Source organism: Bacillus sp. sid0103 (assembly GCF_019219025.1).
Window position 1 is genome coordinate 56,212 of record NZ_JAHUWN010000019.1, and the last position, 14,653, is coordinate 70,864.

The 14,653-nt window shown below is 43.6% G+C and carries 8 protein-coding genes; 7 read left to right on the forward strand and 1 reads right to left on the reverse strand.

Going from position 1 to position 14,653, the window contains the following annotated elements; translation table 11 throughout:
- Positions 1 to 13 precede the first annotated feature (13 nt).
- The 4 genes from KW850_RS20405 to KW850_RS20420 all read left to right on the forward strand — a co-directional run bounded on the left by KW850_RS20405 (position 14) and on the right by KW850_RS20420 (position 4,253).
- Positions 14 to 967 (forward strand): sugar kinase, encoded by a 954-nt coding sequence (locus tag KW850_RS20405; RefSeq protein WP_218349600.1) that lies wholly within the window; start codon positions 14 to 16, stop codon positions 965 to 967.
- Between the two features lie 25 nt (positions 968 to 992).
- Positions 993 to 1,622 carry a bifunctional 4-hydroxy-2-oxoglutarate aldolase/2-dehydro-3-deoxy-phosphogluconate aldolase gene (locus tag KW850_RS20410; RefSeq protein WP_218349601.1) on the forward strand — a complete coding sequence of 210 codons (630 nt, stop codon included), beginning with the start codon at positions 993 to 995 and terminating at the stop codon, positions 1,620 to 1,622.
- 28 nt (positions 1,623 to 1,650) lie between these two features.
- Positions 1,651 to 2,799, forward strand: a complete 1,149-nt coding sequence (dgoD, locus tag KW850_RS20415; RefSeq protein WP_088090027.1) for a galactonate dehydratase — start codon at positions 1,651 to 1,653, stop codon at positions 2,797 to 2,799.
- A 149-nt stretch (positions 2,800 to 2,948) separates the two neighbouring features.
- Positions 2,949 to 4,253 (forward strand): MFS transporter, encoded by a 1,305-nt coding sequence (locus tag KW850_RS20420; RefSeq protein WP_256358355.1) that lies wholly within the window; start codon positions 2,949 to 2,951, stop codon positions 4,251 to 4,253.
- 257 nt (positions 4,254 to 4,510) lie between these two features.
- Here KW850_RS20420 and KW850_RS20425 read toward each other — a convergent pair whose 3' ends face one another.
- A complete protein-coding gene (locus tag KW850_RS20425) occupies positions 4,511 to 4,945 on the reverse strand; it encodes a CBS domain-containing protein (protein ID WP_218349603.1) in 435 nt (144 codons plus the stop codon).
- 1,022 nt (positions 4,946 to 5,967) lie between these two features.
- Here KW850_RS20425 and KW850_RS20430 point away from each other — a divergent pair.
- From KW850_RS20430 to KW850_RS20440, 3 genes are all read left to right on the forward strand, one after another.
- On the forward strand, positions 5,968 to 8,637 hold the full coding sequence (locus tag KW850_RS20430) for an endo-beta-N-acetylglucosaminidase (RefSeq protein WP_308128830.1): 2,670 nt from the start codon (positions 5,968 to 5,970) through the stop codon (positions 8,635 to 8,637).
- A 106-nt stretch (positions 8,638 to 8,743) separates the two neighbouring features.
- Positions 8,744 to 11,749 carry an endo-beta-N-acetylglucosaminidase gene (locus tag KW850_RS20435; RefSeq protein WP_218349604.1) on the forward strand — a complete coding sequence of 1,002 codons (3,006 nt, stop codon included), beginning with the start codon at positions 8,744 to 8,746 and terminating at the stop codon, positions 11,747 to 11,749.
- 199 nt (positions 11,750 to 11,948) lie between these two features.
- Positions 11,949 to 14,648 (forward strand): alpha-mannosidase, encoded by a 2,700-nt coding sequence (locus KW850_RS20440; protein WP_218349605.1) that lies wholly within the window; start codon positions 11,949 to 11,951, stop codon positions 14,646 to 14,648.
- The last annotated feature ends 5 nt before the right edge of the window (positions 14,649 to 14,653 follow it).

Consider the following 14,653-nt stretch of genomic DNA (forward strand, 5'->3'; position numbering starts at 1 on the left):
ACAAGGTGAGTACATGGATGTTATTAGCATTGGGGAAACGATGGTTTTACTAACCCCAAATACGCCTGGAAAAATGCGCTATTCAAATCAATTTACCTCGAAGATAGCTGGTGCAGAGACGAATACACTTATTGGGCTAGCTAAACTTGGCCATAAGGCGGGGTGGATTAGCCGGTTAGGGAGAGACGAATTTGGAGCTCAAATCTTAACTTCCGTTCGCGGAGAAGGTGTAGATATTAGTCAAGTAGCTTTGGACGAGAATGCTCCAACAGGTGTATTTTTTAAAGAAATTATCAATCAAGATCGGGTTAATATTTACTATTATCGAAAAAATTCAGCAGCGAGTCAGCTCACCCCTGCTGATCTTGATCAGGAGTATATCGCTCAGGCCAAATTCTTATATATATCAGGAATTACTCCCGCTCTAAGTCCATCGTGTAGAGAGACCATCTTTTATGCGATTGAAATAGCTAAGGGTAACGGGGGAAGAGTTGTGTTTGACCCGAATATTCGCAGGAAGCTGTGGGAAGATGACGAAGCAAGGGCAACCATCTTAGAAATTGCAGGGAAATCAGACATTGTCTTACCTGGGATTGGTGAATGTGAATTTTTGTTTGGCACAAGGGATTGTGAAAAAGCAGCTCGTTCCTTACTTGCTTTAGGTGCAGAGACCGTTGTCGTCAAGCTTGGCGAAAAAGGTGCTTATTATTCTACTGCAGCTGAAAAAGGATATATTGATAGTTTTACAGTTAAAAACGTAGCCGATCCAGTCGGAGCAGGAGATGGTTTTGCTGCAGGAGTACTTTCTGGATTTCTCGATGGCCTATCTATTGGAGAGGCTGTGAAACGAGGCTGCGCGATCGGTGCTATGGTTGCTACCATAAACGGTGATATAGAAGGACTACCGGACAGGACTGAATTGGAGAAATTTACTCAATCAAACTTAAAGGATGAAGTCAATCGCTAGTTTTTAAGAAGGAAGGGAATGTCTAATGAGTACACTGCAAAAAATCTTAGATCACAAATTAATCGCTATTATACGCGGAGCAAACCCTGAGGATACATTAAACATTGTTCGCTCCTTATATGAAGGCGGGATAAGAGTCGTTGAAATCACGATGAATTCCCCGAAAGCGCTATCTGCAATTGAGATGGTCGCTGATACATTTGGTAAAGAAATGGCCGTAGGTGCAGGAACTGTTTTGGATCCAGAATCTGCTCGCAGTGCCCTTCTTGCAGGTGCCCAATTTATTCTATCTCCTACGTTGAAGCCTGAAACGATTCGGATGACAAAAAGATATGGTGCGGTGAGTATTCCTGCCGCTTACACTCCGACTGAAATTTTAGAGGGTTATGAACAAGGCGGAGATATTATTAAAGTTTTTCCGGCAACGACTTTAGGTCCGCAATTTATCAAGGATATTAGGGGACCACTGCCGCAAATTCCTTTATTGCCAACAGGCGGTGTGGGCTTAAACAACATCAAGGACTATCTTGCTGCTGGAGCTGCAGGACTCGGAATTGGTAGTTCTCTTGTGAATACAAAAGAGGAAATAACAGAGGAGTATTTAGTGCGTTTAACGGAAAAAGCAAAGCAATTTACCTTAGCAGCTAAAAACTAATACTACTATTAAATGGAGAGTGTTCATTATGAAAATCACAGGTTATGAATTATTCACAGTCCAACCACGCTGGTTATTCTTAAAAATTGAGACAGATGAAGGTATTGTTGGTTGGGGAGAGCCGGTTATCGAAGGTAAAGCGGCAACAGTAAAAGCTGCAGTGGATGAAATGATGACTTATTTAGTAGGTAAAGATCCTTTAAGAATTGAAGATCATTGGAATGTTATGTACCGAGGTGCCTTCTACCGAGGTGGCGCTATTTTAATGAGCGCGATTGCAGGTATTGACCAAGCTCTCTGGGATATCAAAGGTAAATATTTCAATGCACCAGTTTACCAGTTACTAGGAGGAGCATGCCGCGATTCGATTAAGGTGTATTCATGGATTGGCGGAGATCGCCCAAGTGATACAGCCCGAGCTGCGAAGGAGTGTGTAGAAAGAGGATTTCAAGCGGTTAAAATGAATGGAACCGAAGAATTACAATACATTGATTCCTATGACAAGATTGATAGAGTACTAGAAAACGTGGCAGCTGTTCGTGAGGCCGTTGGAAGAAATATTGGAATTGGTATTGATTTTCATGGCCGTGTACATAAACCTATGGCAAAAGTATTGGCTAGAGCCCTTGAAGAATTTAATCCTATGTTTATTGAGGAACCTGTCTTGCCAGAGAATAACGAGGCACTAAAAGAAATTGCTTCGTTAACTTCAATTCCGATTGCAACGGGTGAGCGTATGTTCTCAAGATGGGATTTTAAACCGTTATTACAAGGTGGATACGTAGATATTATCCAACCTGACTTATCCCATGCAGGCGGTATTACCGAATGTAAAAAAATTATTAGCATGGCTGAGGCCTATGATGTTGCCGCTGCTCCGCATTGTCCATTAGGACCCATCGCTTTAGCGGCGTGCTTACAAGTAGATGCCACTGCACATAATGCGTTTATCCAAGAACAAAGCTTGGGAATTCACTATAACCAGGGCAGTGATTTATTAGACTATCTAAAGGATCCAACTGTCTTTGATTATGAAAACGGTTATGTGAAAATTCCACAAGGACCAGGTCTTGGAATTGAAGTGAATGAAGAGTTTGTTCGTAAAATGGCAAAAGAAGGTCACCAATGGCAAAACCCAGTTTGGCGCCATCGTGATGGTAGTGTAGCAGAGTGGTAATCCTCCTTTTTTGAAAGGGTGAAAATGTGCTGGGCTTACCTTTGAACACCGGGTAATGCGGCGAAGGTAAGTCCTCTAAGCGCATTTCGAAAGATGTATGGATTGGACGTTAAAAGGATCAAAAAAATGACTACAAGGGAATGAGAAAAATGAATAATAAAGCGACTAAGGTTCGTTATGGTGTTGTGTTCATGTTGTTCATAACGGTCATTGTTAACTATATGGACCGTAGCAATATTTCCATAGCCGCTCCTTTTATAACAAAGGAATTAGGAATAGACTCTGTCACAATGGGCTTAATTTTCTCTGCTTTTGGCTGGACCTATTGTGCCCTGCAAATTCCTGGCGGCTGGGTTTTAGATAAGTTAGGAAACCGAAACACTCACGCTATTGGTATTGCAGGATTTTCTATTATGACTTTATTGCAAGGGTTTGCAAGCGGTTTCTCTGGAATGTTTTTATTACGTGTAGGTTTGGGTATGTTTGAAGCCCCTGCATTTCCAACAAACAGTAAGGTAGCAGCTAGCTGGTTTCCAGAAAATGAACGAGCTAGAGCGATTTCCATTTACACTTCTGGTCAATTTATTGGACTAGCCTTTTTAACACCAACCCTTATCTTCTTACAGCAATCCTTTGGCTGGCGGGGATTGTTCATCATTGCCGGTATCGTTGGTCTTGCTTGGTCAGTCCTTTGGTATATTTTCTATCGCGATCCAAATAAAAGTAAAAAGGTCAATCAATCGGAACTTGATTATATCCGCGAAGGAGACGGATTTATTGAAGCGTCAGAAAAGGGAGAAAAGGTTAAAATTGGAGCAAAGGATTTCCGTGTAATTTTGAGTAGTAGAAAACTGTGGGGCATTTTTATTGGACAATTTGCAGTGAGCTCCACACTTTGGTTCTTTTTGACATGGTTCCCTACCTATCTAGTGGAATATAGAGGATTAAGTTTTATTAAGACAGGATTTTTAGCGTCATTGCCGTTTCTCGCGGCCTTCGTAGGTGTTTTATCAGCAGGCTTTCTTTCTGATTTCCTCGTGAAAAAGGGTGTTTCAAAAGATAAGGCAAGAAAAGCCCCTATTATTACAGGTTTATTATTATCAACTTCCATTATCGGTGCAAATTATGTTGATAGTCCTGGATTAATCGTGATGTTTATGTCTATTGCCTTTTTTGGTAACGGTTTCGCCTCGATTACTTGGGTATTTGTTTCGCTTTTGGCTCCAAAACGATTAATCGGTATAGCTGGAGGGGTATTTAACTTCATCGGTGGTACGGCCTCTATCATTATTCCAATCGTTATTGGATTCTTGGTAAAAGGCGGTAACTTTGCCCCTGCACTAACCTTCATTGCGTGTGTAACCCTAACGGGAGCATTGTCATATATCTTCCTAGTTGGCAAAGTTGAACGTGTAAAAGATCCAATCGATCAATTGAGAAAAGTCGCCTCTTAATTTAGGGGAGATTCATTGGGACGGCGTTCATGCTCTTTTTATTCGTATTTTCGGATACTGTGAGGGACATTTGTTGTTTTTAAGAAGTACCTTAATCTTGCCCCTTCCGATTTATCGAAGATTGATAGAATGGGTTGAAAAATGTTTAGTCTGATCAAATATCAAAAACCATGCTGTTGTTCCAGCATGGTTTTAATGTCTCTCCGGATACGCAGCCAGCAAGGTATGAGTCTGTGCTAATTAAAAGTAGCCCCTTACTATTGTTGAGGTGCGGAAGGAGTAGAAATACTTTGTAATGCCTGTTCTGCCTCGTTTGCATATTGATTTTGTACGGCTAGATCCCCTAGAGCAACCATTCCCACTATTTGTCCATTTTCAATTACCGGCAATCGGCGAATTTGCTGCTGTGCCATCAAATCTGCTGCTTGATGAACATCCATATCAGGTGTACCTTGTACGATTTGCTGTGCAGTCATGACTTGAGAGACTGGTGTTTGTGCATTTTCTCCCTGTGCTGTCGTACGAAGGGTGATATCACGATCCGTTACAATTCCAACCATTTGTCTGCTGTTATTTACTACTGGGATAGCTCCGATATTATATTCGCTCATTAACGCTGCAGCTTCCTGTACGGTCTGTGTTTCGTTAACGGTAACAATATCTGATGTCATGATATCTCTTAATTGTGCCATGAAAATACCTCCAATTATATTTTTCTTCTATAGGATGGGGAACATTGGCGATATTATTAATGGTAATTTTAAACAAATATATGCTGTACAGTGTTTTTATACATTATGTAATTTGGAAAGTAACCTATCCGATTTTGTTGAAAAGTGAGTTATTTCCTGCGAAATATAGTAGCATATCTCGACAATCTTCAATCTTGAGTTGCAAGGCAAATTCATATATAGCAGTGTTTACAACTGTTTCAATCAAACGTTTGATTAGTATATTCTATTTGGATTTTGGTCGAAAGTGTGTCAGTTAGTGACGAAAGTGGTTTAAAGGCTGTTTTTCGACTATTTTTTGTTTGTTTTTCAACAATTTATTTATGGACAAGGCGGGACTAGCCCAGATATATCAAGGGCTGAACTGAAACTAATCAAACGTTTGGTTAGAAGGGAAACAGGGCGAATTTTGTCATCGTTCAACAGTTTTTTTGGGCATAAAAAATACACCTCATTTAGGTGCTTGGTTTCGTTGATATCATTTTGCTATCGTGATTCCTACTTAAAATCTTTCCATGTAAAATCAAACGTTAAAATTCCAGGCATAAAAAGAGATTCTACTAATTATTAAGATTGATTAATACAATTTTCTGGATAGCCTTAAAGGGGCTATCCAGTTTTTTTAAACTTTCAAAGTATCCGTAAAATGAAATATCGAAATAGTGTCTGGAATCGTCAATCTGGGCTGATTATGTCAACATAGATTCAGTTGCTTGTCATTGCCAGTTACTCACATCATGGGGATTTTTAATGGAAAAACCTTAGAGATAATGGAAAAACTAAATCACATTTTATAATTCATTGACGGAGAAAACCGCTCGGAATAAGATGGGAAAAAATGAGTCAAATGGGAATGACTGACGGAAAAACATCATCGAAGGCAATTTTGACAGCGCTATCATTCTATAGTCCCATTCAGGGAAAGGGGAAGCATGCTTACATAAGCTTCAATATAAAAAATAGATAGAGAGCGAGGAGAAACAGTGAAAAATGTGAAAAAGGGCTTTTTGTGGCTGGTTTTCTTTTTGGGCATCTTTGTGATGGGGTTATCACCCAACACAAGCTATGCCAAACAGCCAGAATCATCTTATTGGTATCCTGAGCAATTATTAAATTGGACGCCAGAAAACGATCCGGATGCGGTGTTTAACCGCAGCCAAATTCCATTGGGCAAACGGGAAGTGTTATACAAAGTCAATGAAAATGCCCAGTCAGATGCAAAGGTAGTAGCTTTGTCTGCACTCAACCCTACAACGAGTGGAGTACCGTCCCAAGGCGGGAAGGAATTTTTGGCGAATACCTTTAGTTATTGGCAATACGTCGACATCCTGGTGTATTGGGCAGGTTCTTCCGGTGAAGGGATTATCGTGCCGCCAAGTGCGGACGTCATTGACGCTGCCCATAAAAATGGCGTACCGATTTTGGGAAACGTTTTCTTTCCACCGACCGTCTATGGCGGAAAAGTTGCGTGGCTGAACCAAATGTTGACCCAACGGGAGGACGGCTCATTCCCAGCGGCGGACAAGCTGCTTGAAGCGGCACGCTATTACGGATTTGACGGCTGGTTTATTAACCAGGAAACCGAAGGCGGAGATGCCAAGACAGCTCAAAAAATGAAGGATTTCCTTGTCTATCTTCAGCAGCATAAGAGTGAAGGCATGCATATCATGTGGTACGATTCGATGACAAAGGACGGGAGGGTTAGCTGGCAAAATGCGTTGACCAATCAAAACAGCAGCTTCCTGCAGGATGGGGAGACACGTGTTTCTGACAGTATGTTTTTAAACTTCTGGTGGCGCAATCAGCAATCTTCTGTTAACAAGGCTCAGGAAATTGGCAGAAGCCCGTATGATTTGTTTACCGGGATTGATGTGGAAGCAAATGGGACAAGCACTAACGTTCCTTGGGAGGGGATCTTCCCTGAGGGTAAAGCATCGTTAACTTCTTTAGGTATTTATCGTCCGGATTGGGCCTTTAAAACGGCTAGCACTATGGAGGAGTTTTATCAGAAGGAGAATGAATTTTGGGTAGGAAAGTCCAAAAACCCTGCAGTAACCAGCAATAACGGGGCATGGAAAGGGATGGCCCATTACTTTACGGCTAAAACCGCGATCGAGGAGCTTCCTTTTGTGACGCACTTTAATACAGGAAGCGGCAAGTTTTTCGCTACAGATGGAACGACGGTAAGCAATCAGTCCTGGAATAACCGCAGTCTCCAGGATATCCTTCCGACCTGGCGCTGGCTGAAAGAGGGCGGGCAGGCTGTTAACGTCGATTTCGATTGGGATACAGCCTATTACGGCGGCAGCTCGTTAAAGCTTTCAGGAACAATCGAGGCGGACAACCCAACACATATTAAGCTTTATAAAACCAATCTGCCAATTCAAAAGGATACGGAAATCTCGCTGACATACAAAACAGATTTGAAAAAGCCAAACATGAAACTTGGAGTCAGCTTTACTGACAAACCCGACCAATTTGTGTTCTTTGATGTGGAAAAACTAACGGATCAACCGTGGACTACTGATTCATTCAAACTAAAAAAATACAGTGGTAAAAACATCGCAGCCATTTCGCTTTTGGTTGAAAGTGATAAGGATGAGAAAGATTTTACGACCAATATCGGAGAAATCAAGGTTTATAACAAACAGGAAAAGCATAATTCCATCCTTGCTCCGAACGATGCAAAGGTAAATAAAATCGAGTTTAATAAAGGAATCTATGCGGACGTTGCACTTGCTTGGATGCCGTCTGATTCCGATGTGAGCCACTATGAAATTTACCGGAAGCTGCCGAACAATGAAAAAGAGTTTGTTGGTGCTACCCCTAATAAGGTGTATTACCTATCCAATCTGAAGAGAAGTGGCAAAGAAAGCAGCACCACGTTGGAAATTGTTGCGGTGAACAAAGAGTTCAAACGCAGCGAACCGACATCGGTTACCTTCGATTGGCCGCCATATCCAAAGCCGCAAGCCGATTTCGGTGCCGATCAAACGGTAGCGGCTCCGGGGCAGGAAATTCATTTTCTTAATCGTTCATCAGAAGTAACAGAAGAGGTGGAATGGCACTTTGAAGGTGGAACCCCAGCAGTGAGTAATGAGGAAAATCCGGTCGTCACCTATGAAAAAGAAGGCGTCTACACGGTTACCCTGATTGCGAAAAACAGCGAGGGTGAAAGTGTCCTGACAAAAGAAGCGATGATTACCATTTCTGAAGCAGCCAAGGACATTCAAAATGTGGCATTGAATAAGACCGCGATCGCCAGTGGACAATGTGCTCCGTCTGAAGCAGCGAAGTATGCGTTCGATGGCAAAGTAAACAGTAAATGGTGTGCATTGGGGAATGCTCCTCATTGGCTGCAGGTTGATCTTGGAGATCAATTTGCTCTTTCCAAGTTTGTCATTCGCCATGCACAAGCGGGCGGGGAACCGCAAGCCTTTAACACCCAGGCCTTTAGGATTGAAGTAAGCACGGATGGAGTCAATTGGACAGAGGCTGTTAAGGTTACGGATAATACAGCGGCTGTTTCGGAACACAGCATCGCGTTAACAAACGCACGCTATGTTCGTTTATGGATTGACAAACCAACCCAAGGCGGCGATACGGCTGCGAGGATATTTGAATTTGAAGTCCATGGATTTCTGAATCCATAACCATGACCATGGGGCCATGGGGATGGTTCCGCTGGCTTTTTCCAGGTGAACCTTGGGAGAAAGCCATGAGAACCGTCCCGCAGGCTTGAATTAGAGGAGGAGCAAGATGAGGAGAAATAGAAGCAAGTTGTTCGGCCGCATTTTATCTGTATCGGCTGCTTTCATGTTACTCGGTTCACTGGATGTCCCCGGGGCAAAAGCCGCTGTTAATGGGGACGGGACGGACATCGTCAATGAAAATTATGCGGACAGGCTCAGTCTAAAACCGCTGGCACCGGCCTTCAAGGTGGAAACACTTCTGAACTGGTCGCCTGAAAACGACCCGGATGCCGAAATAGACCGTGCCAGCATTCCGTTAAACAAAAATCGCTTTAAAGGTTCCCAGGTTAATCCGCTGGCAAATCCAAAAGCTGGCATCACCTCTGCTGCGATTACGAACTGGAATCATGATGAGGCCAGCTCTGTCGGAGGCAATGATTTTAATGTTTATGCTTTCGACAACTGGCAATTACTAGATTCCTATATTTACTGGTCAGGAACCAATGAAGGAATTTTTGCGATTCCTACACCGGATATCGTCGATGCTGCCCACCGGAATGGGGTGCCTGTTTATGCTACGCTTGGTTTCCCATGGGGCAAATCCGCTGAGGGAGTCGCCGAAATCGAAAAGTTCACACAGCAGAAACAAGATGGCAGTTTCCCAGTCGCTGACAAGATGATGGAGGTAGCGGAATACTATGGTTTTGACGGCTATTTTTTCAATCAGGAAACGTCTGGTGTCAGCAAGGCCACTGCTGAACGCATGAATGAAATGATGCGCTATATAAAACGGAATTCCAACCTGAATGTCAGCTGGTATGACGCGCAGGACAATACGGGAGCCATCAACTATCAGGATTCCATCAACAGCAAAAATGACATGTATGTGAAACCGGCAGAAGATGGGATATATGCCGTTGATGAGTTCTTTTTAAACTATAACTGGACAACCAGTAAGATTAACACCACAGTAGAAACGATGAGAAGCCATAACCGCAGCCCGTTTGATGCCTATGCGGGTTTTGAAATTCAACAGAATTCTTATAATACCAAAATTAATACCAATGCACTGCTCGATGAAAAGAAACAGCCAAAAGTGTCGATTGCCCTTTATGCGCCAAACTCGACAATGGGATTAGCGGCTGATCCTGCTGACTTCCATGAAAAAGAAAAGAATTTATGGACAGGTCCGCAGGGTGATCCCACCCGTGCAGATGATTCGGCTGAGTGGAAAGGGATGGCGCGTTTTGTCACTGATGCATCTGTTATTCAATCTAAGCCGTTTACCACTAACTTTAACAGCGGCCACGGAAAACAATATTTTGTGAACGGGAAAATCGCCAATGAACTTGAGTGGAATAACCGCTCTATCCAGGATATCATGCCGACTTGGCGCTGGTGGATCCGCAGTCAAGGCAGCAAAATCAAGGTAGCCTATGATTTTGATAAAGCCTTTAACGGAGGAAATTCCCTGAAATTTAGCGGTGCACTCGAAGCGGGGTCTGTCAATAACACGATGCTGTACAGTTCAAAACTTCCGATTACGGACACAACAAAGGTCCGTGTTGTTTATCAAAACCAATCGGGAGCGGATGTGTCATTGGGTGTGGCCTATAGTGAAGACTATGCACAAAACAACATGAAATATTATCCGCTGCCTAAGTCGGGTGATGGCTGGCAGACAGCGGTTGTTGATCTTGGAAAGGATGCTGGGAAAACAGCCTATGCGCTAAGTCTGAAAGTCAACAACGCTGAAAAAATGGAAAACTACTCGATTCATTTAGGCGAGCTGTCCGTCTATGATGCCGCAGCAGCCGTGCTGACGAAACCTGCTGATGTGAAAATTATGGAAAAGATGCCGAAAACAGCCTTTGAGGCGGAAGCCCGCCTAAGCTGGTCCGAGCAGAAGAATGTCTTGCATTATGAGGTTTACCAGGAGAATGCTGATGGTGTGGAAACACTATTGGGCGTAACACCGAATAACTATTTCTATACACCAAATATTACGAGAACGATTGAAAATGCTTCGGCTGATAACATCACGAAACTGAAAGTGGTGCCGGTCAATCAGGATTATGTACGCGGTCAAGCCGCCACAGTTTCTTTTGACTGGGGCATGGGAACGGATGCAACCGAGATCGAGAAAAACCCTACTTCTCCGAATGTGGCGTTAAAGGCCAAAGTAACCTCTGTCTCCGCTGAAAATGCAGCAGAACCTGCCTCTAAAGCACTGGACGGAACTGCCCTCGCAAATAGTAAATGGTGCGCAACCAATTTGAAAACCGGTTATATGACCATTGATATTGGTGAGGAGAAAACAATCCGCCGCTGGCGTGTTGAACATGCTGAATATGGCGGGGAAGCCAATAACATGAACACCGTGGATTTTGAGCTGCTTTATAAAAATCAAAACGGCGAATGGATCAGCGCCAAACGGATTACAGATAATACGAAAGCTGTGACAGATGTGGTGTTAGATCAGCCTGTTACGGCAAGGGAATTCAAACTGCAGATTTATAATAGCGGTACTTCCCCTTGGGGTGCGATCCGTATCTATGATTGGCAGATGTTTGAAAGTTCTGCCCTTCCGAGAACAGAAAATGTGATGATGCATTTTGTAAAGGCTGAAAATCATGCAGGGGCCCAAGATAAGGTAACCATTGAAAGAGTGAAAAAAGGTCAAACGGTTCGATTATATAAGTCCTTAGATGCAAAGAGTATTCTGGCAGAAAAGACGGCTGACCAAGACGGAACGATCACATTTGAACAGCTGGATTTCGGTTCTGAGTCTGGAAGAATCTATTACACTATCCAACAGGAAGATGAAAGAGAAAGCCTAAGGTTTAGTGCCGCTTACTTGAACGAAAAGGTAACGCAAGTCATTCGTCAAATCAACGCTCTTCCTGACGTGGATCAATTGACGTTAGATGATAAGAATCGTGTCAATGACTGCAAAGTTGCCTACAACAAGCTTCATCCAACCTTACGAAAACAGGTAACAAATTATGACCGTCTGGTTCAGTTAATGGATCGGATGGAGGAATTAAAAAAGGATTTCAATAATGGAAATTAAATAAGAGAAGGGGGCAGACCTCATTGCATGAAAGCAATGAGGTTTGCCCCCTTTTTTATGAACTATTTTAAGATACACTGTAAAATCCATAGGACTTACTAGTAATCTATTGCTCCAAAATCCTGGCTTGTTAAAATGAAGTCAAAGTAAATGATAGCGTTTTCGTATCGCTGAAATAAAGGAAAGTGGGTAAGAATCTATGAACAAAACTGCACATATTATCTCTCACTCCCATTGGGACAGGGAATGGTACTTGCCTTTTGAACAGCACCGTTACTACTTCATAAAGCTTATGAATGATTTAATAGACCAGTTCAAAAAAGAAGGAAATGCCTTTCAAGCGTTCCATCTTGATGGCCAGACTGTTCTTTTGGAAGACTATTTTGCCGTTCATCCGGAAAACCGGGAGATCGTTAAACAATTAATCGAAGAGGAAAAGCTGCATATCGGACCGTGGTATGTGCTGCAGGATGCTTTTTTAACAAGCTCTGAAGCAAATGTCCGAAACCTGCAAATCGGTTTAAATGATGCCAAAGCTTATGGACATGTATCAAAAATTGGCTATTTTCCTGACACTTTCGGCATTTATGGGCAGGCGCCCCAGCTTTTAAAGCAAGCGGGGATTGATACGGCTGCCTTCGGAAGAGGCGTAAAACCGACCGGGTTTAATAACACGGTGTCAGATTCTCCTGATTATGAATCTCCTTATTCCGAGATGATCTGGAAATCACCGGACGGCTCCCATGTATTGGGAATTCTTTTTGCCAATTGGTATTCTAACGGTAATGAAATCCCGGTGGACGAAGAGGAAGCGAAAAAATTCTGGGATATGAAGCTCCGGGATGCCGAAAAATATGCGTCCACCAATCAGTTATTGTTTATGAACGGATGTGACCACCAGCCGCTGCAAAAAACGATTCCGCAGGCCATTGAAACCGCATCCCGTTTATATCCTGATTACACGTTTAAGCATTCAAGTTTTGATGAATATACGAAGGCTTTAAAAGAAGCTCTTCCAGAGAAACTGCAGGTCATTGAAGGAGAATTGCGCAATCAGCGGACCGATGGCTGGTCGACGCTAGTCAATACCGCATCCAGCCGGATTTATTTAAAGCAATGGAACAACCACTGTCAATCTCTTTTGGAAAAGATTGCCGAACCGCTCGCTAGCATGGCCTTTTTAGCAGGCGGGACTTACCCAAGGGAATATCTCCGCTTCATGTGGAAATCATTGATGAAAAATCACCCTCATGACAGCATTTGCGGCTGCAGCGTGGATGAGGTGCACCGCGAAATGGTGACCCGCTTTGAAACGGTTTCGCAAATGGGAGAGGTTTTTGTTCAGGAGCATGCAGCGGAGCTTGTCCGTAAAATTGATACTTTTGGCGCACCGGAAGGCGGAATTCCTCTTGTTGTCTTGAATACAACGGGCTGGAACAAAGACGAAGTCGTCACGAAAACAGTCGATCTGGAAAAAGTCTATTTCTCCCAAATGCATTTTGAGCAAATTCCAATCTATTTACAGGATAAAGACATGCCGTCCTACAAGCTGGTGGACCAAGCGGGCAATACCATCGAATGTCATCTGGAAAACCCGGTGGTTGAGTTTGGCTATGATTTACCGGATGACAAATTCCGCCAGCCGTTTTTTGCCAAACGGGCCAAGCTGTCCTTCTTTGCAGAAAATATACCGGCATTCGGCTACAAGACATTCTATCTTATTCCGCAGGAGAAGCCTGGCGGGCAGCTCCAAGAACACTCGGCCGACGGCGGTATGGAGATGGAAAATGAATATGTTCACATCCTGTTTCATGAGGATGGCACCTATGATCTAACGAATAAAGCAACCGGCAAGACTTTCCATTGTCTCGGTATTTACGAGGACACAGGGGATGTCGGGAATGAATATATGTACAAGGAAGCAAAAGGACATGATCCGATTACGACAAAGGGTGTGCCGGCCGAATTTCGTTTCATTGAAAAAACACGGCTTCGAACCGAGCTTGAATTTACGCACACCTTAACCATCCCGGTTTCAGCGGACGATCGATTAGCGATCGAACGGAACCGCTTGATTTGGCATAAGGAAAGAGAAGCAGGCAGATCGTGCGAAACGACGACCATCACACTGCGTACCGTTGCCACTCTTGAAAAAGGAATGAAGGGTCCAGCCTTCAAACTGACCATTAACAATCAAGCGACGGATCACCGCCTGCGTGTCCTTTTCCCAACAGGATTGAAAACGGAAACACACCAGGCAGACAGTATTTTTGAGATTGTGACACGCCCGAATACACCGGAAAAGGAATGGGAAAATCCAAGCTTCTGTCATCATCAGCAGCGCTTCGCCAGTCTTGCGGATGACGAAGTAGGCTTAACCGTGGCCACGGATGGTCTTCAGGAATATGAAATCCTGCCGGCGGACGGAACGATTGCCCTCACCGTACTTCGCTCGGTTGCAGAGCTTGGCGACTGGGGCTACTTCCCGACACCGGAGGCTCAGTGCCTAGGGAATCAAACAGCCGAATGGCAAGTGCTCCCGCATGAAAAAGATGTGGTGGCGTCAAAAGCATTTGTGGAGGCTTATCAATATAAAGTTCCCCTTCAGGTTATTCAGACAAGTGCCCATGAAGGAACCTTGCCAGCTGACCATCAGTTTGTGAAGTGGGAGTCCGAGGGCCTTGCGTGGGCATCCATGAAAGTGGCGGAGGAATGTGACGACGTGATGATTCGCTGGTTTAATCCGGCGCTAACTAGTAAAAGTCTTAAGGCATCCATCCAGCCGGATTTTAGATCTTATAAGAGTACGATACTTGAAGAAAAAACCAAGGATTCCAGCGACCAGTATGAAGTGGCTGGCTATGAAATTATTACACTAGGTTTTCAACCAAAGCGATAGGAGAG

Coding starts and splice junctions, on each gene's coding strand:
- KW850_RS20425 (WP_218349603.1), bottom strand. CDS start 4,945: ATGGCACAATTAAGAGATATCATGACATCAGATATTGTTACCGTTAAC.
- KW850_RS20410 (WP_218349601.1), top strand. CDS start 993: ATGAGTACACTGCAAAAAATCTTAGATCACAAATTAATCGCTATTATA.
- KW850_RS20435 (WP_218349604.1), top strand. CDS start 8,744: ATGAGGAGAAATAGAAGCAAGTTGTTCGGCCGCATTTTATCTGTATCG.
- KW850_RS20440 (WP_218349605.1), top strand. CDS start 11,949: ATGAACAAAACTGCACATATTATCTCTCACTCCCATTGGGACAGGGAA.
- dgoD (WP_088090027.1), top strand. CDS start 1,651: ATGAAAATCACAGGTTATGAATTATTCACAGTCCAACCACGCTGGTTA.
- KW850_RS20405 (WP_218349600.1), top strand. CDS start 14: ATGGATGTTATTAGCATTGGGGAAACGATGGTTTTACTAACCCCAAAT.
- KW850_RS20420 (WP_256358355.1), top strand. CDS start 2,949: ATGAATAATAAAGCGACTAAGGTTCGTTATGGTGTTGTGTTCATGTTG.